Annotated in this window: 17 protein-coding genes; 7 read left to right on the top strand and 10 right to left on the bottom strand. The window is 65.6% G+C overall.

What is annotated here, in order from left to right; translation table 11 throughout:
* Positions 1-1158 precede the first annotated feature (1158 nt).
* Positions 1159-2268, top strand: coding sequence for a ring-opening amidohydrolase (locus XH80_RS09645; protein WP_271598394.1), 1110 nt, complete (start codon positions 1159-1161; stop codon positions 2266-2268).
* Between the two features lie 220 nt (positions 2269-2488).
* Positions 2489-3958, top strand: coding sequence for an amidase (locus XH80_RS09640; RefSeq protein ID WP_271598393.1), 1470 nt, complete (start codon positions 2489-2491; stop codon positions 3956-3958).
* 122 nt (positions 3959-4080) lie between these two features.
* Here XH80_RS09640 and XH80_RS09635 read toward each other — a convergent pair whose 3' ends face one another.
* Positions 4081-4398 carry a hypothetical protein gene (locus tag XH80_RS09635; RefSeq protein ID WP_271598392.1) on the bottom strand — a complete coding sequence of 106 codons (318 nt, stop codon included), beginning with the start codon at positions 4396-4398 and terminating at the stop codon, positions 4081-4083.
* Between the two features lie 132 nt (positions 4399-4530).
* Between XH80_RS09635 and XH80_RS09630 the strand changes: the two genes are divergently transcribed.
* Together XH80_RS09630 and XH80_RS09625 are read left to right on the top strand one after the other, a co-directional pair.
* The gene (locus XH80_RS09630) at positions 4531-5439 is read left to right on the top strand and encodes a PaaI family thioesterase (protein ID WP_271598391.1); all 909 of its coding nucleotides are present in this window, start codon (positions 4531-4533) and stop codon (positions 5437-5439) included.
* A 77-nt stretch (positions 5440-5516) separates the two neighbouring features.
* A complete protein-coding gene (locus tag XH80_RS09625; protein WP_271598390.1) occupies positions 5517-5882 on the top strand; it encodes a hypothetical protein in 366 nt (121 codons plus the stop codon).
* Positions 5883-5935: 53 nt separating this feature from the next.
* Here the strand turns inward: XH80_RS09625 and poxB are convergent, their stop codons facing one another.
* The 3 genes from poxB to XH80_RS09610 all read right to left on the bottom strand — a co-directional run bounded on the left by poxB (position 5936) and on the right by XH80_RS09610 (position 9313).
* Positions 5936-7672, bottom strand: a complete 1737-nt coding sequence (gene poxB / locus XH80_RS09620) for a ubiquinone-dependent pyruvate dehydrogenase (RefSeq protein WP_271598389.1) — start codon at positions 7670-7672, stop codon at positions 5936-5938.
* Between the two features lie 80 nt (positions 7673-7752).
* Positions 7753-8385 (bottom strand): 2-dehydro-3-deoxy-6-phosphogalactonate aldolase, encoded by a 633-nt coding sequence (locus XH80_RS09615; protein ID WP_271598388.1) that lies wholly within the window; start codon positions 8383-8385, stop codon positions 7753-7755.
* 13 nt (positions 8386-8398) lie between these two features.
* Positions 8399-9313, bottom strand: coding sequence for a 2-dehydro-3-deoxygalactonokinase (locus XH80_RS09610; RefSeq protein ID WP_271598387.1), 915 nt, complete (start codon positions 9311-9313; stop codon positions 8399-8401).
* A gap of 219 nt (positions 9314-9532) precedes the next feature.
* Here XH80_RS09610 and XH80_RS09605 point away from each other — a divergent pair, with 219 nt between their 5' ends.
* Entirely contained in the window at positions 9533-10630 is a 1098-nt protein-coding gene (locus XH80_RS09605; RefSeq protein ID WP_271598386.1) for an LLM class flavin-dependent oxidoreductase, read from the top strand.
* Between the two features lie 57 nt (positions 10631-10687).
* Positions 10688-11242, top strand: a complete 555-nt coding sequence (locus XH80_RS09600; protein ID WP_271598385.1) for a flavin reductase family protein — start codon at positions 10688-10690, stop codon at positions 11240-11242.
* Positions 11243-11569: 327 nt separating this feature from the next.
* On the opposite strand, the gene XH80_RS09595 is transcribed toward XH80_RS09600, so the two are convergent.
* From XH80_RS09595 to XH80_RS09575, 5 genes are all read right to left on the bottom strand, one after another.
* Positions 11570-13420 (bottom strand): sigma-54-dependent Fis family transcriptional regulator, encoded by a 1851-nt coding sequence (locus tag XH80_RS09595; protein WP_271598384.1) that lies wholly within the window; start codon positions 13418-13420, stop codon positions 11570-11572.
* A gap of 182 nt (positions 13421-13602) precedes the next feature.
* The gene (locus XH80_RS09590) at positions 13603-16908 is read right to left on the bottom strand and encodes an acetyl-CoA carboxylase family protein (protein WP_271598383.1); all 3306 of its coding nucleotides are present in this window, start codon (positions 16906-16908) and stop codon (positions 13603-13605) included.
* A 12-nt stretch (positions 16909-16920) separates the two neighbouring features.
* A complete protein-coding gene (locus tag XH80_RS09585) occupies positions 16921-18642 on the bottom strand; it encodes an AMP-binding protein (protein WP_271598382.1) in 1722 nt (573 codons plus the stop codon).
* A gap of 155 nt (positions 18643-18797) precedes the next feature.
* Complete coding sequence (locus tag XH80_RS09580) at positions 18798-20480, bottom strand: methyl-accepting chemotaxis protein (RefSeq protein ID WP_271598381.1); 1683 nt, start codon at positions 20478-20480, stop codon at positions 18798-18800.
* Positions 20481-20618: 138 nt separating this feature from the next.
* On the bottom strand, positions 20619-21218 hold the full coding sequence (locus XH80_RS09575) for a TetR/AcrR family transcriptional regulator (protein ID WP_271598380.1): 600 nt from the start codon (positions 21216-21218) through the stop codon (positions 20619-20621).
* Positions 21219-21374: 156 nt separating this feature from the next.
* Here XH80_RS09575 and XH80_RS09570 point away from each other — a divergent pair, with 156 nt between their 5' ends.
* Positions 21375-21752 (top strand): tautomerase family protein, encoded by a 378-nt coding sequence (locus tag XH80_RS09570; RefSeq protein WP_271598379.1) that lies wholly within the window; start codon positions 21375-21377, stop codon positions 21750-21752.
* A gap of 88 nt (positions 21753-21840) precedes the next feature.
* On the opposite strand, the gene XH80_RS09565 is transcribed toward XH80_RS09570, so the two are convergent.
* A complete protein-coding gene (locus tag XH80_RS09565; protein WP_271598378.1) occupies positions 21841-22710 on the bottom strand; it encodes an urea carboxylase-associated family protein in 870 nt (289 codons plus the stop codon).
* Positions 22711-22727 lie beyond the last annotated feature (17 nt).

Raw genomic sequence — 22727 nt, 5'->3', positions numbered from 1 at the left:
GGGCGCAACCGTCGACAAGGGATTTTTTTGCCAGACCGATGCGATCTCGCCACAATCGTGGGGATGGCGCGGGGGCTTTTGCTTGCTTCGCTTACATTATTTAGCTCCGTCATCCTGAGGTGTGAGCCGCGCGGCGCAACACGCCGTGCGGAGAGCCTCGAAGGATGTACGGCCCCGCTACCGCAGCCGGGCCGTCGCCCTTCGAGGCTTGCTCTGCGCCGCTATCGCGCCGCAGCGCGCGCACCTCAGGGTGACGGTGATAGATTGCGCCAGACACCAGATCGTAGGGCACACCCTCGCCTCCTCGCGGCGTGTTTCGCCCGAGTTTTGCTTCGCGCTCGCTCCCTCTGCAAACAAAGGGCGCAGGGAAGGCCGGGTGCCGGCAGGCACCCGCGGTCTGCTGCGCGAAGATGTAGCGCAAGGAGACCGCACAGCAGCATACAGGTGGTGCCGAACACACGGCCTTCCCTGCGCGATGGTCGGACGGCTTATGCCGTGCTCTCCCGGGAGCCGAATTCCTTCTGGCCTCCCTCGCCTTGCGGAAGGTACCGGCACCGCGCCGGTTGACGCTGCTGCCGCATCCGCAAGACTTGACCGTAGCGACGACGGCCGGGACCACACGGTTTTGCCGTACGCAAGCTTTCCTGTTCCGCCCAAAGGCGATGCAGGACATCAAGCGCCGTTCGTACAACGCGACTTGCGAGATCCTCACGAGGCTCGGCTCAATCCACTGCCCCGCCCTGGTCCCACATCCGCGACGGCGCTGCCAGCGTCCACCGCAGCCCGATCCGCGGCTCGTGACGACGTACGACCGCCCCTTTTCGCCGGATCAGGATGGGCGAAACATACGACAAATCCGAATTTCGGTAAAGCGAAATATTTTTGAGTAGATGGCTTGATGCATTACGAAACAGGAGCCGACGGCAGCCGCTCCCACCCCGTCATTCCGGGGCGCGCCGCTTGGCGCGAGCCCGGAATCCATTCACCGTCACAGCGCGCTGCACGATGGATTCCGGGTTCGCGCTACGCGCGCCCCGGAATGACGGTCGGGGCTTGTTGTCCCTGATATCGCTGCGCTCCGTCCGGCTACGGCCTTGACATCCACCTCGGTTCTGCGGCTGGCTGGCGCGCCGGCTACCGAACTTCATAGGACACTCCATGCGCACCACATCGGTCGGCGTCTTCAAGATCGCCACCAAGGGCCCCGGCGATGTCTCCGGACTGATGCGGCTGATCCAGCAAGGCGCGATCGATCCCACCTCGATCCTGGCGATCCTCGGCAAGACCGAGGGCAATGGCGGCGTCAATGATTTCACCCGGGAATATGCCGTCGCAGCGCTGTGCGCGGCGCTGGCGCCGAAACTCGGCCTGACACCTGAAGAGGTCGAGCGGCGAATCGCCTTCGTGATGTCGGGCGGGACCGAGGGCGTGCTCAGCCCGCACCTCACGGTGTTCACGCGCCAGCAGGTCGAAACGCCGCCCGCCGGCATCGCCGGCAAGCGCCTGAGCATCGGCATGGCACAGACCCGCGATTTCCTGCCCGAGGAGCTCGGCCGTTCCGCACAGATCAGCGAGACCGCGAGCGCGGTGAAGGCCGCGATGGCGGATGCCGGCATCAGCGATGCCACTGATGTTCATTTCGTCCAGATCAAATGCCCGCTGCTGACCAGCGAGCGTGTCGAGGCGGCCGCCGCGCGCGGCCACAAGACGGCGACGATCAGCGCCTACAGCTCGATGGCCTATTCGCGCGGCGCCTCGGCGCTCGGGGTTGCAGTCGCGCTCGGCGAAATCGCGTCAGATATCCGCGATGAGGACGTGCTGCGGCGCTACGACCTGTTCTCGAAGGTGGCCTCGACTTCTTCAGGGATCGAACTGATGCACAACGTCGTCATCGTGCTCGGCAATTCGGGGACGTCCGCGAGCGAATTCGAGATCGGGCACGCCGTGATGAGCGACGCCATCGATGCCGCCGCGGTGACCGAGGCGCTGGGCAGCGTCGGAATCAGGCCTGGCGCGCAGGCAAAAGCAGGCCGCGAGCTCGTCAACGTCTTCGCCAAGGCGGAGGCTTCGCCTGACGGCACCGTGCGCGGCCTCCGCCACACCATGCTCGAGGACACCGACATCAGCTCGACACGCCACGCCCGCGCGGCCGTCGGCGGCCTGATCGCCGGCCTTGCCGGGACCAGCGCGGTCTACGTCTCCGGCGGCGCCGAGCATCAGGGACCTGCCGGTGGCGGCCCGGTTGCGGTGATCGCGCGGCTCTCCTAAAGCGCGATTGACATCGCGCTTTAGCTTGTTGTTTGAGCATGATCTCAGCGCAAACGCGTTCCGCGTTTGTCGCGGGAAACCCGCTTCACACTTTTCCGGATCATGCTTTATGAGAGGCCACCCCTCCGCCCGGCGCAACCCTGCCCTTCGCGCCGGCTCAGTTGATTCAGGCGGGCCCTTGCGAAAAAGGTGACGCCGCATCTTAGGGGATTTTGACTTCATGACCTTGCCGATGAGCTGGAACGAATGGGCGCAGCACGATGGCGTTGGCCTTGCGGCCCGCGTCCGCAAGGGCGAGCTGTCGGCAAAGGAGCTGGCACGGCAGGCCGCCGCCGCCGTCGCCAAGGTCAATCCGACGCTGTCGGGCGTGGTCGAGCTGTTCGACGACGTGATCGCCGATCCCGCCAAGGATGGTGCCAATCTCGCAGGCCCCTTCGCCGGCCTGCCCTTCCTGATGAAGGATCTGGGACCGACCATGAAGGGCCGGCTGCAGGAGATGGGCTCGCTGTTGATGCGCGGCAATCGCGCCGCGGCCGACACCTTCCTGACCGGCAAATTCCGCCAGGCAGGACTCAACCTGATCGGGCGCACCACGACGCCGGAATTCGGCGTATGCTCGTCGGCCGACAATCCCGCTGTTTACGTCACGCGCAATCCCTGGAATACCGATTACACCACCTGCGGCTCGTCGGCGGGCAGCGCCGCGATGGTCGCGGCCGGCGTGGTGCCGATCGCGCACGCGACCGATGGCGGCGGCTCGATCCGCATTCCCGCTGGCGTCAACGGCAATATCGGGCTGAAGGTCTCGCGCGGCGTGTTCTCGCTGGCGCCGCACACGTCCGACCTCACCGGCCTCGTCTCGATCCAGGGCTGCCAGTCGCGCACCGTGCGCGACACCGCGGCGTTCGTCGACCATGCCCGCGGGCCCGCCCCGGGCGAGTTCATGCCGTTCTGGACCACGGCGCAGCCCTACAGCGAGATGATCAAGCGCGATCCGTCAAAACTGCGCATCGCGCTGTCTCACACCTGGGGCGACTACACGGCGACATCAGAGATCAAGGCCGGGCTGGAGAAGACCGGCCGCTTCCTCGAAGGCCTCGGTCATCATGTCGACTACGCGCTGCCCGAGCTCGATTTCCGCGCCGCCTTCGCCGCGCAGACCACCTGCTACATCTCGAACTTCTCGGTCGTGATCTCCAACATGCTCGCCGCACGCGGGCTGGAGCGCCCGCCGGAAGACCTGATCGAGCCGATGAACATCCGGATCTGGGAAGCCGGGCTTCACACCAGCTTCGCCGACCGGGCCAAGATGCAGGCCGTGTTCAACACGACCTCGCGCGCCTTCGGCAGCTTCTTCGAGCAGTGGGACGTGATCCTGACGCCGATCACGGCGTTGCCAACGCCGCAGGTCGGCACCAAGCAATATCTCACCACCTCGGATAATCCTGACGTGCTCGACTGGTTCGGCAATCTCTGGCGCTTCTTCGCCTTCACGCCGCTCGCCAATCTCTGCGGCATCCCGGCGATCTCGCTGCCGATGGCTGCCCAAGATCACGGCCTGCCGCTCGGCATCCAGGCCATCGCCAAGCAGGCCAATGACGGCCTCCTGCTGCAACTCGCCGCCCAGATCGAGCGCGCGCTGGACGGCAAGTGGAACGGCGGCAAGAAGCCGAAGGTGCATGTCGGCTGAGGCAGAGCCGATCTGTGCAGCTTCGTAGCCCGGATGGAGCGAAGCGCAATCCGGGGGCGGCTCCAAGATTCCCGGATGACGCTTCGCTCCATCCGGGCTACGCACACGTCTAAATGTCGGCCCTAGTTCTTCACCGCCGGAATCGCGTCCTCCGGCTGCTGCTGACCGAGCTTGAGCATCGCGAGCGCCTTGTCGAGCGCTTCGCGCAAGGCCAGCGCCGCGGCCGCGCTGCAGCGTAAGTGCGCGGTCTGGACCACGTCGACCCTGACGGCGGCGCCGACCGGCATCAGGAGATTTGCGGCCAGCTCGATCTGGATGGCGCCGTTGTGATGGCCAAAGCAGGACGCGCCGTCGAAATAGATGATCGGCGCCCGCTCCGAGCTCGAGGTCGAAATGGTGACGGGGCCCTCTTTGGCGGCTGGTGTTTCGGGATCGGCCATGGGGTACTCCTCGCGAGGCAGGGAACGGACGCCCACCATCGTTGCTTCAGCGGGCGCTGTCGAGGCCAAAGCTGCCTGCTAGCTTCGCATGCGGGGTTTTGCGCGGGGCCTCGACTGGTCTAGAACATCACCATGTCCAACTCATCGACCTCACTTCCGTTCGAGGAACTTGCCGAGGCCATCAAGGGCCGCCGTTCCGATTACGGCCATATCAGCGGGCTCCAGCTCGACCGGTTCGCGCCTGGCGAGGCCTGGTCGAGCCTGCCCTACCGCCCTGTCTTCGTCGGCAACACCGAAACCGGCGTGCTGCATGGCGGCGTCGTCACCGCGATGCTGGACGAGAGCTGCGGCATGGCGGTGCAGCTGGCGCTCGACGGCACCAGCGCGATCGCAACGCTGGACCTGCGCATCGACTACCAGAAGCCGGCAACGCCGGGGCTCGCCATCAAGGCGCATTCGGTCTGCTACCGCACCACGCGCTCGATCGCCTTCGTGCGCGCCACGGCCTACCAGGAGACCGAGGACGATCCGGTGGCGACCGCCACCGCCTGCTTCATGATCGGCGCCAATCGCACCAACATGCTGGCGGACCGCCGCATGGACTCGCGCAGCATTCCGACGCTGGAGGCGCCTGATGATCCGGACGGCCCGTTCGCGAGCAGCCCGTTCGCGCGGGCCCTCGGCATTCGCGTCAATGATGACGGCACGCTGACCATGCCGTTCTCGCCAAGGATCATCGGCAATCCGATCCTGCCCGCGATCCATGGCGGCATGACCGGCGCCTTCCTCGAGACGACGGCGATTCTTGGCGTGCGGCGCGAGCTCGGCATCGCGGCGCTGCCGAAGCCGATCGGGCTCACCGTCAATTATTTGCGCTCCGGCCGGGCATTGGACACGATGGCCAATGTCTCGATCGTGAAACAGGGACGGCGTATCGTCGCCTTCGAGGCGCGGGCCTGGCAGGACGATCCGGCCAAGCCGATTGCGTCCGCCTTCGGTCATTTCATGCTGCGTCCGACGCCCGGCAGCGACGAGGAATAGGCGTATTTGACTTGACGGAACGGGCTTGACGTCGAACGTTGGAGCCTCACCATAGCGTTCCATCGAGAGGTATTCGCTTGCGGCATCCGATCGACATCATCGCCATGTTTGCCGCCATCTGGCTGCTGGCCTCGATGGTGCTCGACGCGGTGACGCCGAAGGAGCTGACGGCGGTCATGATCGCGATTGCGATCGCGCCCGCCATCGTCATCACCGCCGTGTTCTACTATCTGCGCTGCCCGCGCACGGATTTCGCGGTGATGTTCGCAGCGCTCTGGCTGATCTCCGACATCGCCATCGCCTTCATCTCGCCGAAGGAATTACCGCTCTGGCTGCTGCTGCTCGGCTTCGTGCCGGCGGCGCTGATCGGCATCGTGCTGCACTGGCAGCGCTTCCAGCGCCGCCATGAGCAGCTGCCGGCGCCGTCGGTAAAGCGCGGCTGAGGGTTGTTCACCTCTCTCCAGCGGGAGAGGTGAATCAACCCCTTCGGCCCAGATCAACGCGACAGCAGGTTCGTCTTCGCAAGGTCGATCACCTCGTCGCCGCGGCCGCTCATCACGGCGCGCAGCACCCAGAGGCTAAAGCCCTTGACCTGCTCGGCCGTGATGGTCGGCGGCATCGACAGCTCCTGCTTGGCGGTGACGACATCGAGCAGCGCCGGGCCGTTATGCGCCAGCATCTCCTTCATCGCGCCGGGGAGCTCGCCGGGGTCCTCGACGCGCCTTGCAAAGATGCCCATCGCGCGCGCCATCGCCGCGAAATCAGGATTCTCCAGATCGACATTGGTGTCGACGAAGCCTGCGGCCTTCATCTCCAGCGCAACGAAGCCGAGCACGCCATTGTTGAAGACAACGATCTTTACCGGCAGCTTTTCTTGCGTCAGCGTGATCAGATCGCCCATCAGCATGGTGAAGCCGCCGTCGCCCGACAGCGAGATCACCTGGCGGCCGGGCTGGGCGGCCTGCGCGCCGATCGCCTGCGGCATGGCGTTGGCCATCGAGCCGTGCACGAAAGAGCCGATCAGCCGGCGGCGGCCGTTCATGGTGAGGTAGCGCGCCGCCCACACCGTGGGCGTGCCGACATCGGCCGTGAACACGGCGTCGTTGGAGGCCTGGTCGCTGATGACCTTTGCCAGATATTGCGGGTGGATCGGTTTGCTGCCGGGCGTACCCTTCGCAAGTGAGTCCAGGCCTTCGCGCGCCTTCTTGTAATGTGCGATGGCATCGTCGAGATGCCTGCGCTGCGTCTTGGTCTTGAGCAGCGGCAGCAGCGCTTCGATGGTGAGCTTGACGTCGCCGACGACGCCGAGATCAATCTTGGCACGCCGTCCCAGATTTTCCGGACGGATGTCGATCTGCGCGATCTTGGCGTCCGTGGGGAGGAACTGCTTGTAGGGAAAGTCGGTGCCGAGCATCACCAGGGCGTCGCAGGCGTGCATGGCGGCATAGCCGGAGGAGAAGCCGATGAAGCCGGTCATGCCGACGTCGTAGGGGTTGTCGTATTCGACATGCTCCTTGCCGCCGAGGGCGTGCACGATCGGGCTCTTCAGACTTTCTGCAAGCTGCATCAGCGGCGCATGGGCGCCGGCGCAGCCGCGGCCGCAGAACAGCGTGATACGCTCGGCGCCGTTGAGCAGATCGGCGAGCGCCTTCAGCTCGGCGGCCTGCGGCACGACCTTCGGCGCGGCGAGCGCAAGCCCGCGGGCCGTGGAGATCGCGCGCTTCGGCGGCGAGCGAAACGCGACATCGCCGGGCATCGCGACCACGGCAACGCCGCGCAGGCCTAGGGCTGCGCGGATCGCATTCTCCAGCACGAAGGGGAGCTGGCTCGGATCGGAGATCAGCTCGCAATAATGGCTGCATTCGCGAAACAGGCTTTGCGGATGGGTTTCCTGAAAGTAGCCGCCGCCGATTTCGGCCGACGGAATCTGCGCCGCGATCGCCAGCACCGGCACGCGGCTGCGATGCGCGTCGAACAGGCCGTTGATCAGATGCAGATTGCCCGGGCCGCAGGAGCCGGCGCAGACCGCAAGGCTGCCCGTCATCTCGGCCTCGCCAGCGGCCGCGAACGCCGCAACCTCCTCATGGCGGACGTGGATCCATGCGATGGTGCCGCGGCGGCGCAGCGCCTCGGTCAGACCATTCAGGCTGTCGCCGACAATGCCGTAGATGCGCTTGACGCCGGCCTGTTCGAGCGTTGCCACGAACAGATCGGCTATGTTGTTGATCGCCATGTCGGTCTCCTGATCTCGCAAGTTACGCAAGATAGGACAACGCACCAGCGTGACGGCATCACGGCTTGTTTATTGCCGCGTCAGTCTTTCGCAATCGCCCGATCGTAGGCCTCGATCGTCACCTTCGCGCGGGCGGCGACATCGGCGGCCGACATGCCGGGCTTGTAGAGGCTGGAGCCGAGGCCGAAGGCGGTGACGCCGGCCTTGATGTACTCGGCAAAATTCTGATCGGAGACGCCGCCGACGGCGGCGATCATCACGCCTGCGGGAAGCACGGCGCGGATCGCGGCGATGCCGGAGGCGCCGAGCACGCTTGCCGGGAAGAACTTCAGGCCCGATGCGCCGGAGCGCGCCGCGAGCAGCGCCTCGGTCGGCGAGAACACGCCGGGCAGCGTCACCATGCCGTGCTGATGCGCGCGCGCCAGCACGTCGGTGTCGACATTCGGCGAGACCATCAGCCTGCCACCGATGTCGTTGAGGCGATCGACATCCGCAGCTGACAGCACCGTGCCGGCGCCGATCAGCATGCCCGATGGCGCGAGCTTTGCCGCAAGGCCGATGGAGCGGAACGGATCGGGCGAGTTCAAGGGGATCTCGATCGCGGTCATGCCGGCTTCGATCAGCACGCCGACGACGGCCTCGGTCTCCTCCGGCTTGACGCCGCGCAGGATCGCGACCAGGGGCCGCTGCATCGGCGGAAAGGGAACGCTCATTTCAAAAATCCTTCTACTTCATCCAGATCGCAGCAGCCGCCATCGACAGGCCGCGGCGAACTGCTTCATCGGCATCGATCGGAGTCACATTGACCGACAGTGCATCGAAAGCCTGCCGGTAAAGCGTCGCAAGGCGACCCGACGCAATCAGCGTGATGCCGGCCTTCGGCACGCTGCCGGAAAGACCCGCCGCCAGCTCCGTGCCGATCAGCGTGCCCGACAACGTCTCGCGCGCGGCGGCCGGCGTGCCGCCGAACAGCAGCTGCCGCGATCGCGCCGTGAACAGGAGATTGGCGGCGAAGGCCGGCGCCGCGAACGCGGCTTTCACGGCCGTCTTGAAACTCGCGGTGTCCTCGGCTTCGTCGGCGCCGGCGACGGCGAGCGACAGGATGGTCTCGCGCGAGACGACGCTGAACAGCTCGCCGGTCATGAAGGTGGAGAAATGCGCGACGGTGCCGTCCTTGACCCGCACCCATTTGGAATGGGTGCCGGGCATGCAGACCAGTGTCTCGCCTGCGGCCTCGAGACCGAGTGCGCCGAGCAATTGCGTCTCCTCGCCGCGCATCACGTCGGGTGCGACCCTGTCGCGCTGTGCGATGCCGGGCAGGATGCGGATGTCACGCGCCGCGCCGGGAACGCGCGCGGCCTGCTTCAGGATCGCCGCGAGCGGCGCCGGCGTGTCGACATAGCCGGCCTCGACCCAGCCGGTCTTGGCGCCGGCCATGCCGCAAACCAGGACCGGCAGATGATCGGGCGCGCTCACGGCAGCAAGATGCGCTTGCAGCACGCCGGGGAAGCCGGCCTTGGCCGCCGCCAGCATGCCCTCGTCGCTGCGGCGCTCGGCGAGCACGCGTCCGGCGCGATCGACCAGCCAGAGCCGGAAGCTGCTGGTGCCCCAGTCCACCGCGACATAAGCGGGTTCGGTCATTTCGAAACGTATCCTCGTCTCACGGCTGAGACGCCGTCTCACGACAACGCGACGGCATCCCGGCAAATCTGTCCCGGGAATATCGGCAATTGCGGCCCTAAACCAGCGTTTTCTCGCAAGGTCGGGCATGGGGCGCGCTGGCACACCGCTTGCTGAAGCTGTTCCTGTTCACGCCAGCGAACGCGCAGCAAGACGCGTCAACATCAGATGAGGAAACCCATGGAGATCGGCTATTTCACGATGCCTTCGCATCCGCCGGAGTGCGGGTTGAAGGAAGGACATGACTGGGACCTGCAGGTCATGCGCTGGCTCGACGAGCTCGGCTATCAGGAGGCCTGGGTCGGCGAGCACCACACCGCGCCCTGGGAACCCAATCCCACGCCGGACCTCTTGATCGCGCAGGCCCTGATGCAGACCAAGCGTATGCGGATCGGACCGGGCGGCTTCCTGCTGCCCTATCACCACCCGGCCGAGCTCGCCAACCGCGTCGCCATGCTGGACCATCTCTCCGAGGGCCGGCTGAATTTCGGTGTCGCAGCTTCGGGGCTGCCGAGCGACTGGGCGATGTTCAACGTCGACGGCATGAGCGGGCAGAACCGCGACATGACGCGCGAGGCGCTGGAGATCATCTTGAAACTCTGGACCGAGCCCGCGCCGTTCACCCACAAAGGAAAATTCTGGACGGTGACCAAGCCGGACACGATGTTCGATTTCCTCAAGCCTCACATCAAGCCGTTGCAGGCGCCGCATCCGCCGATCGGCGTCGCCGGGCTGTCGAAGAATTCGGACACGTTAAAGCTCGCGGGCGAGCGCGGCTTCATCCCGATGAGCCTCAACCTCAACCCGGCCTATGTCTCCAGCCATTGGGACTCGGTCGAGATTGGCGCCGCGAAAACCGGCCGCAAGCCGAACCGGCAGGACTGGCGCCTGGTGCGCGAGGTGTTCGTGGCCGACACGGATGAAGAGGCCTGGAAGCTCTCGACCGGCGACATGATGGGCCGGATGATGAGCGAGTACTTCCTGCCGTTGCTCGGCCATTTCGGCTTCAAGGACTATCTCAAGCACGCCCCTGACGTGCCCGACAGCGACGTCACGGTCGAATATTGCGCCAAGCGGAACTGGGTCGTCGGCTCGCCTTCGACCGTCGCCGAGAAGATCGAAAAGATCTACGACGAGGTCGGCGGCTTCGGCGTGCTGCTGGTGTTCGGCTTCGACTACAAGCACAAGCCGGAAGCCTGGCACCGCTCGCTCGCGCTGCTGAAGAACGAGGTGATGCCGCGCCTGACGCATCTCGGCTCCGCGAAGAAGGCAGCTTGACGCATCGCGGGTGCGGCGTGAACCTGCCGCACCCGCCTCTGTTTTGGAGATTGTCGCGTGAGCGTCGACGCAAAGGAGTTCAAGCAGGCGATGCGCCAATGCGCCGGCGCGGTTGCGCTGGTCACTGTCGGCGCCGAGCACGGCAAGCGCACCGGATTGACGGTGACGTCGGCAACCTCGCTGTCGGACGATCCGCCGTCGCTGATCGTCTGTGTCAACCGCAACGCCAGCGCGCACGCCCGCATCCGCGAGGAGGGCGCGTTCGCGATCAACTTCCTGCATGAGGATCACGCGTTGCTGGCGCTGACCTTCAGCGGCCAGAAGGGCGTCAATGGCGATGACCGCTTTGCCTTCGGCCGATGGACGCGCGGTGCTACAGGCGCGCCGGTTTTGACGGACGCTGTCGCGGCGTTCGATTGCGTGCTGGCGCAGGAGTTCGAGACCAAGACGCACTCGATCTTCATCGGCGAGGTACGCAGCGCGACGCATTCGGCCGCGGCCGCGCCGCTGGTTTACCTGCGCAGCAGTTTCCACACGCCGCAGGAAATCCGCGAGACCGTTTCAGTCGGCGACTTCGACTCACGGCATCTGAGCTGGACGGATTTTTCGTGAGGGGGGCGCCTCTCGCCGCGAAGTACGGTATCGTAGGGTCGGAAAAGCGAAGCGTGCCCACGTCCTGCAACACTCGGTGAGAGATGGTGGGCACGGCGCAAGTGCGCCTTTGCCCACCCTACGATTCCGAGCCTGGACGGATTTTCATAAGGGCAGCGCTTCTCGCCGCGAGTACGGTATCGTAGGGTGGGCAAAGCGAAGCGTGCCCACGTCCTGCAACATTCGGCGAGAGATGGTGGGCACGGCGCAAGTGCGCCTTTGCCCACCCTACGATTCCGAGCCAGCGGAGAGATATCCCTCACTCGTCTCGCTGCATGCGGTTGGACACTACCGCGCGGTCTCGATCTTCAGCTGCTTGATCTTCCGGTACAGCGTCGCGCGGCTGAGCTTTAGCGCGCGGGCGGCTTCGGTGACGCGGCCGGCGTGCTTGCGGAGGGCCTCGACGATCGTGGCGCGCTCGGCCGTTGCGAGATCGCTCTCCGCAGTTCTCCCGCCGAACGGCGGCAGGTCGAGATCGGCATCGGTGATGACGCCGTCCTCCGCCGTGCAGCCGGCGAGGCGCAGCACGTGGCGGAGCTGGCGCATGTTGCCGGGGTAGGGATAGGCCGAGAGCCGCGCCCAAGCTTCAGGCGAGAGGCGGCAGTTCGGCGCTTCCTCGCGCGCGATCTGGCGGATGATGTCGTCGCGGTCGGCGCGGTCGCGCAAGGCTGGCAGGTGCACCTCCATGCCGCGCAGGCGGAAATAGAGGTCGGCACGGAAAGCCCCCTCCTCCGCCATGCGGCCGAGATCGCGATGGGTGGCGCTGATCAGGCGGATATCGACGGCGACAGGCTTGAGCGCGCCGAGGGGCCAGACCTCGCGGTTCTCCAGCACGCGCAAGAGCCGCGTCTGCAACGCGATTGGCATGTCGCCGATCTCGTCCAGGAACAGCGTGCCGCCATCGGCCTGCACGATCAGGCCCTTCGAGCCGTCGCGCCGCGCGCCCGTGAAGGCGCCGGCCTCGTAGCCGAACAGCTCGGCGTCGATCAGGCTCTCCGGCATCGCCGCGCAGTTCAGCGCTATGTAATTGTTGCGCGCTCGGTTGCTGGCGGCGTGAATGGCGCGCGCGAACACGTCCTTGCCGACGCCGGTCTCGCCATGCAGCAGCACCGGCAGATTATGATCGCCGATGCTCTTCAGGCGCTTCACGCTCTTGACCATCCTGGGATCACGCCCGGCCAGCCGATGCAGCGCGTCGAAGCGATCGACGGGTGCATCGTGACGCAGCGGGGCAGATCTTGCGCGCAGCGGCGGGGAGACATGGCTCTGGCCCAGCGGCCGGCCATCAGCGCGGCGCAGCTCGACGATCTCGTCCGCGTTGCGCGTATGATCGTGCTTGATGTAGCGCGCCAGATCGATGCCTGAGGCAATCAGGCCGTCGGTGAGACCCAGCAAGGCGCGCGCCGAGCGGCAGGCGCCGACGATGCGGCGGTCATCGTCGTAGGCGAGCAGGCCGCTGCCGCCATCGCCGGGCACGGTCGCGATCCAGGCATTGCGGAAATGATCGCGGAAGATCGCGCCTTCCATCCGCCGGGTCGCTTCCATGGTCACCGCGAGCGCGAGCTGATGCGCGGCGCGCTCGAGATCCTCGCGGCAGGAGGTGATGTTGACAGCGCCGGCGAGGTGCCCGGCCTGGTCGAACAGCGGCGCAACGGCGCAGGAGAACATGTGCCACTGCGCGCGAAAATGCTCGTCGCGATGCACCAGGATCGGCTTCTGCTCGGCGAGGCAGGTGCCGAGGCCGTTGGTGCCCTCGAAGGTCTCGGCGAAGTTCGAGCCGGTATAGATCTTCCAGTCCATGAACATCCGCGCGTCGGCCTCTCCAGGCAGGCGGCTGAACAGCATGGTCGCGTTGGCATCGGCCAGATTGACGCAATAGCCGGCGTCGCGCAGCACGCGGGCTAGATCGTCGAGCTCGGGCGTCAGCAACCGGATGGTCTCCTCCATCGGCTCGGCGACGTGACGGATCTCGGCTTCGGTGAGCGTCTGCGGCGGGCCCAGGCGGGCGGGATCGAGCTTGTGGCTGATCAGGCAGCGTCGCCAGGAAATTTCGATGCGCGAGGAGGCATCGACGTCGGCCAATTGATTGGCCACGGACAAGACACGGGCGACATGGTTCGAGGCCGAAAGGCTGGCCATCGCGGCGTCTCCACCCTGTATTATTGTGCAAAGTCTGGCACCACAGGCGGGGATGTCAATCGGGAACCGGTTTCGCAGTCATTCCGGGGCGGCTCGAAGAGCCGAACCCGGAATCTCGAGATTCCGGGTTCGCGCTAACGCGCGCCCCGGAATGACGTTGCGTTGCTATTGCTGCACCGCCCTCACCACGTGTCGATGCACGGCCGCTTCTTCTCCGTCCGCGCCGGCGGCTTCGGCACGGACCGCAGCCCCGCCATGATCCAGCGGCGCGTTTCGGCGGGATCGATGACGTTGTCGATCTCGAACACCGAGGCGATCGAGACCGCCTTGCCGTTGGCATAGAGCTCGGCGACCTTGTTGCGGTAGTAAGTCTCGCGCTCCCCGGGATCGGCGATCGCCTCCATCTCCTTGCGGAAGCCGAGGCGGACATAGCCCTCCAGGCCCATGCCGCCGAACTCGCCGGTCGGCCAGGCCGCGGTGAAGAAGGAGGCGTGGAAGCCGCCGCCGATCATCGACTGCGCCCCGAGACCATAGCCCTTGCGCAGCACGATCCCGAACAGCGGCACCGTGAGGCTCGCGCCCGTGACGAACATGCGCGAGACGTGGCGGACGATCGCGGTCTTCTCCGCTTCCGGGCCGACCATGAAGCCGGGCGTGTCGCAGAGCGAGACGACAGGCAGATCAAAGGCATCGCAGAGCTGGAGGAAGCGCGCCGCCTTGTCGCCGGCATCGGCATCGATGGCGCCGCCGAGATGGCGCGGATTGTTGGCGATCAGGCCGAACGGTTTTCCTTCGATGCGGATCAGAGCCGTGATCATGCCGACGCCGTAGTCGCGCCGCAGCTCCAGCACGCTGTCCTTGTCGGCGACGAGATCGATCACGCTGCGGATGTCGTAGACGCGCAGACGGTTCTCGGGGATGGCGCGGCGGAGCAGGCGCTGGTCGGCCGCTTCCCAATCCTTCACTGCGCCCTGAAAGTAGGACAGGTATTTCTGCGCGACCGAGGTCGCCTGCTCCTCGTCCTCGACGAGAATGTCGATGACGCCGTTCGGGGACTGGAACGAGACGGGGCCGACCTCGGCCGGGTGATAGACGCCGAGCCCGCCGCCCTCGATCATCGCAGGGCCGCCCATGCCGATCGAGGCGTTCCTGGTGGCGATGATGACGTCGCAGCAGCCGAGCATCGCGGCGTTGCCGGCGAAGCAATAGCCGGAGACGATTCCGATGACTGGCACGAGCCCGGAGAGCCTTGCGAACTGCACGAAGGACGGACCATCGAGGCCGGTCATGCCGAGCCGGTCGGTGTCGCCCGGCCGGCCGCCGCCGCCTTCGGCATAGAACACCAGAGGCACGCGCCAGTCTTCCGCAAGCGTCAGCATGCGGTCGATCTTCTTGTGGTTCATGTGGCCCTGCGTGCCCGCGAGCACGGTATAGTCATAGGCCAGGACGATGCAGCGCGCCCCCTCGGGTCCGAACTTCTCGGCGTTGACGGTGGCGAGGCCCATGATGAGGCCATCGGCCGGCGTGTTCTTGATGAGATCGTCGAGCTTGCGCCGGCGCCGCTGCGCCGCGATGGCGAGGCTGCCATACTCCATGAACGAGCCGTCATCGACCAGCTGCGCGACGTTCTCGCGCGCGGTGCGCTGGTTGGTGTTGCGGCGGCGCTCGACCGCGGCCGGGCGGTTTTCATCGAGCGTGTTGGCGTGGCGCGCAATCAGCTCGGCGAGATCAGGGCGGATGTGGTCGAGATCGATGTCGGTCTCGACAGCCGCGTGATCGGCCGCCACGTCGAGCGGCTCCAGATAAAGGATCGGCTCGCCATGCAGCAGCGTGACGCCGTCGCCGGCCGCGAGCTTCATGACGCGGCCACCCTGCTCGGCCATGACGAGATGCTCCATCTTCATGGATTCGATCACGGCGAGCTGCTGGCCGGGGCGCACGATCTCGCCCTCCCTGACCTGAATGGTAACGATGGTTCCCTGCAGCGGTGCGGCCACCATGACCGCGCCCTCGGGCACCACTCGTGCCACGTGCGCCCCGGCGGCGTGTGCACCGCCGTGCTCGGTTGCGGCAAAATAGAGCGGCTTGGCGGCGCCATCGGCCGCCTCGACCAGCTTGGCGATGTTGCGATCGATGAAATCGGTCGCGATGCGGTTGGTCCGGAAATCAGGATGCGCCAGCACCGCCTGGAGAAAGGCGATGTTGGTGACGACGCCCTCGATCCGGAACTCGCGCAGTGCGCGCGAGGCCTTTGCGACCACGTCGTGCCAGGACTCGCCCGGCGTATGCACGATGACTTTTGCAAGCAGGGAATCGAAGGCCGCGCTGGTCTTGTAGCCGGCATAGCCAAAGCTATCGACGCGGACGCCGGGGCCTGACGGCGGCTCGAACACGGCGAGCACGCCGCCGGTCGGATGCGTCGCGCCCGTCTCGTCCAGCGTCTCCATGTTGACGCGCAGCTGCATCGCATAGCCGCGCGGCTTGGGAATCGCACCTTGCGCGAGACCGAGCGTTGCCAGCGACGAGCCCGCGGCAATCGCGAGCTGGGCACGGACGAGGTCGAGGCCGAGCACTTCTTCGGTGACAGTGTGCTCGACCTGGAGCCGCGGATTGGCCTCGATAAAGGCAAAGCTGTCCTCGGCGGTGCCGTCGATGAGGAATTCGAAGGTGCCGAGATTGTCATACGATGCCGCAGCCGCAAGCTGCTTCGCGGCCTCGATGATACGGCCGCGCAAGCTGTCACTCAGTGACGGGCTCGGCGCCACCTCGATCAGCTTCTGGTGCCGGCGCTGGATGGTGCATTCGCGCTCCCAGAGATGCGAGATCGCACCGTGACGGTCGCCGATGATCTGCACCTCGATGTGGCGTGCCTGCCGGATCAACTTCTCGGCATAGACGCCGTCGAAGCCGAACGCCGCCTTGGCCTCGGACTGGCAGCGCGCATAAGCCTCGGCGAGATCGGCGGCGTTCTCGACGACGCGCATGCCGCGGCCACCGCCGCCCGCCATCGCCTTGATCACGATCGCCGCATTGCTGCCGAGCGAGGTGAAGAACGCCGAAATCTCCTCCAGGCTCGAGGGACCGCTGGTGCCCGCGATGACGGGCACGCCGCAGCGCTTTGCCAATTGTCGCGCCGCGACCTTGTCGCCGAACAGCTCCAGTGCGGCCGGCTTTGGTCCAACGAAGGCGATGCCCGCGTCAGTGCAGGCTTTTGCGAATGCCGCGTTCTCGCTGAGAAAACCATAGCCGGGATGCACGGCATCGCAGCCCGCGCTCTTCGCCGCCTTGACCACCGCCTCGATGTCGAGATAGGCCCTTGCGCCGCGGCCGGGGATTTCGACCGCCTCGTCCGCGACGCGCACATGCAGCGAGAGCGAATCGTCAGCGGGATGGATCGCGACCGTGGCGATCCCGGCATCAGCCGCGGCGCGCGCGACGCGGATGGCGATCTCGCCGCGATTGGCGATCAGGAGCTTCTTGAACGACATCGTCTCTCTCGCTCAGACTGCGGCAGGCTGGTTCGGGTTGAGGTCCTGCTTCTTCACCTTCCCCGTCGCGGTCAACGGCAATGCCTCGATGATACGTATCTCCGGCACCTTGTAGACGGCCATGCGCTCGGCGCACCAGGCGCGAATGTCCTCGGCGGAGATGGTGCCTGATGCCTCCGGCTTGAGCTGGATATAGGCTACCGGCACTTGCCCCTTGTCAGGATCGTCGCGCCCGACCACGCCCGAGCCCAGCACCTTCGGGTGCTGGCCGAGCAGCGCCTCGATCTCCGGCGGAAACACGCTCATGCCCTTGACCTTCAGCATCTCCTTGCGGCGGCCGAGGAAGTGCAGAAAACCGTCCTTGTCGATCGCGCCGATGTCACCGGTGCGGAGCCAGCCATCGATCAGCGACTCCGCGGTGGCCTCCGGCTTATTCCAGTAGCTCTTGAGCAGTGACGGCGTCCGCACCCGGATCTCGCCTTCGGCGCCGAGCGGCAGCAATGCGCCAGTCTCGAAATCGGTGATCTTGAACTCGGCGCCGGGGACCGGCAGGCCGACGAAGATCGGCTGGTTGTTGAGGTCGAAATCGTCGTCCTGGAAGCCCGCGGTGAAGGTGTTGGAGGTGTGGGTCTCGGTCATGCCCCAGGCCGCCTCCATCAGGATGGTGCCGGTGAGGTCCTTCCAGCGCTTGCGATAATCGGCATTGAGCTTCTTGACGAAGGAGACGACGCGAACCTGCTGCAGCGATGACAGATCGAACTCGCTCCAGCGCGGATGGTCCATCAGCTCGACGGCGCAATCGACCGGCATCGCCGTGATCGTGACCTTGTACTTGTCGATCGCGGCCATCGCGCCGACGGCGTCCCAGCGGGCCAGCAACACCAGCGTCCCTCCGGCGAACAGCGGGAAGATCAGGCCGGCGTTTTCGCCGGCGATCCAGAACTCCGGAAAGAACGACAGGGAGACGCTGCTCTCATCTGATTGCATCGAGACGCCATAGTTGGCGGCGGCCGTATAGACCATGTCGCGGTGGGTATGGACGCAGCCCTTGGGCATGCCGGTGGTGCCGCCGGTGTAGTTGAGCGCCGCGACCTCATCGAGGCCGGGCGGCGGCAGCGGCGCCGGTGCGGGCAGCGCGGCAAGCGCCGGCAGCAGGTCGGTCGCGCCTGCGACCGCCATGCGCGGCGTGCGGATCGACTCCGGCGTCGGAAAGGCCGGCGTTGCCGGCACGACATCGGCAAAGCTGGTGACGATAATCTCGCGCAGCTTCACCTCGCCCCTCACCTGCTCGACGACGGGCATCAACTGATCCAGCGCCACAATCACTTCCGCCTGAGTGTCGTTGAGCTCGTAGGACAGCTCGAACGCACGCGACAGCGGGCTCACGGGAACGTGGACCGCGCCGAGCTTCAAAATGCCGAAGAACACGATGTGGAATTGCGGGCAGTTCGGCAGGAACACCGCGACGCGGTCGCCCTTGCGCACACCCTTGGCCTGCAGCAGCGCCGCAAAGCGCTCGCTCTGCTGGTCGAGATCGGCATAGGTCGTGACGTGACCGTAGAAGATCACCGCCGGGCGCGTCGGGCTCTGCTTCGCCCAGGCGCGCAGATATTCCGTCAGGGGAACTTCGCCATGCAGATAGTTCGGCGAACGCGGCAGGCCCTTGGGCCAGGCCTTCTCCCACAGCCCGTGCAAGGTGGCGAGGTAGTCCTTTTCGTTGAGGCCTGCACTCATGACGTCTTTCCCGATGCTTTTTCTTTTCTGGCACAGATGTGCCTTCGATCGACGTGATTACACGTCGAGCACGGCGAACGTCATGTCAAGACAAACAGTTCATCCGCATCACGGGCGATGCCGTGACGCGGAAAAACGCCGAGCAGATGCGCGCGTCAGGCCGCCCGCACGCCGGAAACGAAGGCGCTGACCTCGTTCTCCAGCGATTGCAGTTTCTCGGTGAGCCGTCCGCTCGATTGCAGCACGCAGCCTGCGGCCTGACCGGTCTCGGCCGTCGCATCGGTGACGCGGGAGATGTTCTGCGAGACCTGGTCGGTGCCGGACGCTGCCTCCTGCACGCTGTGGGCAATGGCCTGCGTCGCCGCGCCCTGCTCCTCGACCGCTGCCGCGATCGACGAGGAGATCTCGTTGACCTCCATGATGGTGGCGCGGATGCTCTCGATGTTGCCGACGACCTGGTTGGTCTCGGCCTGGATCGCGGTGATCTGCGCGCCGATCTCGTCGGTGGCCTTCGCGGTCTGGCTCGCCAGCGACTTCACTTCGCTCGCGACCACTGCAAAGCCTTTGCCGGCCTCGCCGGCGCGCGCAGCTTCGATCGTCGCATTGAGCGCGAGCAGGTTGGTCTGCGAGGCGATCTGGTTGATGAGATCGATGACCTCACCGATCTTGTGGGCGGCCTGCGCGAGCCCCTGCACGGTGTCGTTGGTACGCTGGCCGTCGGCAGCCGCCTTGTCGGCGACGGTCGCCGCCTGCGCGACGCGCTGGCTGATGTCGGTGATCGAGGCCGACAGCTGCCCGGCGGCGGACGCAACCGTCTGCACATTGTGCGAGGCCTGCTGGCAGGCGGTGGCGACGAAGCTGGCGCGCTCGGTCGCCTTGTCGGCGGTCTCCGACATGCATTGCGCGGCCTGCTGCATCGCGCGCGCCTCGTTGAAGACGTCGCGGACCACGGCGTGGACGCTCGCCTCGAACTTGCCGGCGAGATCGGCCATGGTCTTGCGCTTCTCGTCGTCGGCCTTCTGCTTGGCTTCCTGCTGCTCGGCATGCATACGGCTCACGGCCGACGCATTGTCCTTGAACACGGCCAGCGCCTTGGCGAGGCCGCCGACTTCGTCGGCGCGATTGGTGTAGGGCACCTCGAACGCGCTGTCGCCGGCTGCGAGGCGTTCGGTGAGGTCAGTAATTTTCGCCAGCGGCCGGGTCACGCTGCGGCCGATCACGAAGGAAGCGCCGAGCACGAGCACGAACACCGCGAGGCACACCAGACCAAACGTCGTCGCATCCTGGCGGAAGACGACGTCGACGTCGTCGAGATAGATGCCGGTGCCGATGATCCAGCCCCAGGGCGTAAAGCCCTTCACAAAGGAGATCTTCGCGACCGGCTGCTCGAAGCCGGGCTTCGGCCAAAGATAGCTGTAGAAGCCCGCGCCCTGTTTCTTGACGACGTCAACGAAGCCGACGAACAGCGCGTTGCCGGACGGATCCTTCATTGCGGCGAGATCCTTGCCGTCAAGCTCGGGCTTGATCGGATGCATGATCATCTTCGGGGCCATGTCGTTGATCCAGAAATACTCGACCTTGTCGTACCGAAGGCTCTTGATCTCCGCCATGGCGCCGGCCTGCGCCTGCTCGCGCGTGAGCTTTCCGTCGCTCTCGAGCTTCTGGTAATGCGCGAGGATGCCGTAGCCGACATCGACCATGTGCTGGGTCTTGGCCTGGCGGTCGGCAATCATCTGGCTGCGCAGGGTCGACAGCGCGATCGGCGCCAGCACGATCATGCCGACGAGGCTGATGCCGACAATGAGGACCAGCTTGAAACTGATGCGTGAGAAAATCATCGGTGCTCGCAAGATTTGGCGGGGAGATATGCCAGATTATCCCGCTCCCCCTTAGCAAAGCTTTAAGCATTCGGGTTCCCGAGGCGGATCTTCTGCGAATCGCTGGCACCGAAACCAGATCAATGCTGTTGGTTACGCCTAGCGGCCGCCCTTGCCGAGCACGAGGTCGATGGTGTGGGCGGCGATCTTGCGCAACTGGGGCTCGTCATCGAAGGCGCGTTCGAGCACGGCGAGGCCGCGCGTCACCGTGATGATGTGCAGCGCAGCGGCGGCCGGGTCGCCGCTGAACTCGCCGCGCGCGGCGGCTGCTTGCAATGCGTCCTGAACCAGTGCGGCGATGCGCGATATCAGGTTCGCAAAGGCCTCCCGCGCGTCCTCGTCAAGACCTTCACCTTCGGCCGCACCAAGCTCCATCAGCCCGCGCGTGGTCGGACAGCCGCGCGGCGGCGAGCCGGAGCGGAAATTGGTGATGGTGAGGTCGAAAAACGACATCAGTCGTTTGCGCAATGAGCCGGTGGCAAGCGTCTTTTGCAGGGCGAGCAGGTAGTCGCCGGCGTAACGCTCATAGGCCTGGAGGAACAGCGCCTCCTTGCTGCCGAAGGCGTTGTAGAGGCTGCCGCGCTGAACGCCTGAAGCGCGCGCGATGTCCGACAGTGAGGCACCGCGCACGCCTTTGCGCCAGAACTGATCGAACGCGATGCGCAGGACCTCGTCATGATCGAATTCGCGCGGCCTCAATGGACACTCCGAGTATTTGACACAGCGTCAAGAATGTGATTTCTAGACATCGTGTCAAAAACCAGGCGGGATTGATAGCCCGTTTCGCCAAGAGGCCGAACGACCGGTGCGTGCATACACCGGGCCGGTCGGCGTCGCACGTAAAGGGACCAGCCGATGCCTCTGCTTCACATCTCGATGCGGGCCGGAAAGCCCGACGCCTACCGGCAGGCAATCCTCGACGGTCTCTATCGCGCCATGCACGAAGCGCTGAACGTGCCTGAGGGCGACGAGTTCATGACCATCAGCGAGCTATCACCGGTAAACTTCCGCTGCGGCAACGCCTACGGCGTCAACCGCAGCGACGACGCCGTGCTGATCCAGATCACCGTGTTCGCCTCGCGCACCCCTCAGCAGAAGAAGGCGCTGTACCGCCGGATCGCCGAGCTGCTCGGCGACAACCCCGGCATCCGCCCCGAGGACGTGTTCATCAACGTGCTCGATGCCCCCGCGGAGAACTGGTCGGTCGGACACGGCGTTGCTCAGTTTGCGTGACCGCTGAGGACCTGTCACCACATCTCCACTGGCCTCGCGTGCGGAATGGTATGTGCACGGAGATGGATTGCCGGTCGAGCACTAAGGCTCAGCTTCCCGCAGGCGCGCCGTGGTGACGGTGATACGCGCTCGGCGCCGGCCAGGACCAGCCTTTCAATGTCGAGCGATCCGGCTCGAAGATTTCGATCTTGAGCGGATGACAGGCTGCGGCATCGCTGGAATGGGTTGCGCTGCAGTCCCCGCCGGGACAGGCCGACAACGCGCCGAGCAGGTCGATCTCGGCAAACAACTCGATGAAGTCGCCGGGACGGACCGGACTTGCCTTCATGAAATATTGGTGCGTGTCCTTTGTGAAGCCGGTGCACATGAAGACGTTCAGCACATCGTGGACATGATGCTCCACCGCGGCGGGATCGAGCTTCAATTCGGCGGCGAGCGCGCGCGACAGGTTGGAGTGGCAGCAGAAATCGTAACTCGTGCCATTCAGCAGGAGATTGGTGTAGGGATCGCAGCGCGTGCCGATCACATCATGGATGCCGGCGCCGTCGGCGTCGAAACCATACCAGCCCAGCGTATCGTGACTGATGGTCGCCATCGGCCGCAGATAAGGCATCGTGCTCCAGAGCCTGTTACCGAGGCCGACATGCGTACCGTGAAGCGCCCGCGTCTTGCCGCTGAAGAAGCGCTCGGAGAGATCAGCTTCGTTCCAGAGATTGAGGTCGCCGACCTGCGGGCCTTCGATGCTGACGATGCGGACAAACTGGCCGCGCGCCACGCGAAAGGCGCGCGCATCGCGCGGCGGCACGATGAGCTCGTGCGTCTTGACCATCGTCTGCCGCGCCGATTCGAGCGTGGTCATGTCAGGCCCGGGCATCGACCCCGCCGGATAGACGATGGCCGGCTTGGCAGCACGGCGTGAGTCTGCATCGGTGGGGACGGATGAGTTCTTCAGGGACATGATGGCCTCAATCACGG

The organism is Bradyrhizobium sp. CCBAU 45384 (assembly GCF_028128665.1).
Taxonomy (GTDB): domain Bacteria; phylum Pseudomonadota; class Alphaproteobacteria; order Rhizobiales; family Xanthobacteraceae; genus Bradyrhizobium; species Bradyrhizobium manausense.
The sequence above is the reverse complement of the archived record's forward strand: the minus strand, read 5'-3'. Positions and strand labels throughout refer to the sequence as shown.

Coding starts and splice junctions, on each gene's coding strand:
- XH80_RS09645 (WP_271598394.1), top strand. CDS start 1,159: ATGCGCACCACATCGGTCGGCGTCTTCAAGATCGCCACCAAGGGCCCC.
- XH80_RS09595 (WP_271598384.1), bottom strand. CDS start 13,420: ATGGCCAGCCTTTCGGCCTCGAACCATGTCGCCCGTGTCTTGTCCGTG.
- XH80_RS09610 (WP_271598387.1), bottom strand. CDS start 9,313: ATGACCGAACCCGCTTATGTCGCGGTGGACTGGGGCACCAGCAGCTTC.
- XH80_RS09640 (WP_271598393.1), top strand. CDS start 2,489: ATGACCTTGCCGATGAGCTGGAACGAATGGGCGCAGCACGATGGCGTT.
- XH80_RS09590 (WP_271598383.1), bottom strand. CDS start 16,908: ATGTCGTTCAAGAAGCTCCTGATCGCCAATCGCGGCGAGATCGCCATC.
- XH80_RS09565 (WP_271598378.1), bottom strand. CDS start 22,710: ATGTCCCTGAAGAACTCATCCGTCCCCACCGATGCAGACTCACGCCGT.
- XH80_RS09580 (WP_271598381.1), bottom strand. CDS start 20,480: ATGATTTTCTCACGCATCAGTTTCAAGCTGGTCCTCATTGTCGGCATC.
- XH80_RS09635 (WP_271598392.1), bottom strand. CDS start 4,398: ATGGCCGATCCCGAAACACCAGCCGCCAAAGAGGGCCCCGTCACCATT.
- XH80_RS09570 (WP_271598379.1), top strand. CDS start 21,375: ATGCCTCTGCTTCACATCTCGATGCGGGCCGGAAAGCCCGACGCCTAC.
- XH80_RS09585 (WP_271598382.1), bottom strand. CDS start 18,642: ATGAGTGCAGGCCTCAACGAAAAGGACTACCTCGCCACCTTGCACGGG.
- poxB (WP_271598389.1), bottom strand. CDS start 7,672: ATGGCGATCAACAACATAGCCGATCTGTTCGTGGCAACGCTCGAACAG.
- XH80_RS09630 (WP_271598391.1), top strand. CDS start 4,531: ATGTCCAACTCATCGACCTCACTTCCGTTCGAGGAACTTGCCGAGGCC.
- XH80_RS09615 (WP_271598388.1), bottom strand. CDS start 8,385: ATGAGCGTTCCCTTTCCGCCGATGCAGCGGCCCCTGGTCGCGATCCTG.
- XH80_RS09605 (WP_271598386.1), top strand. CDS start 9,533: ATGGAGATCGGCTATTTCACGATGCCTTCGCATCCGCCGGAGTGCGGG.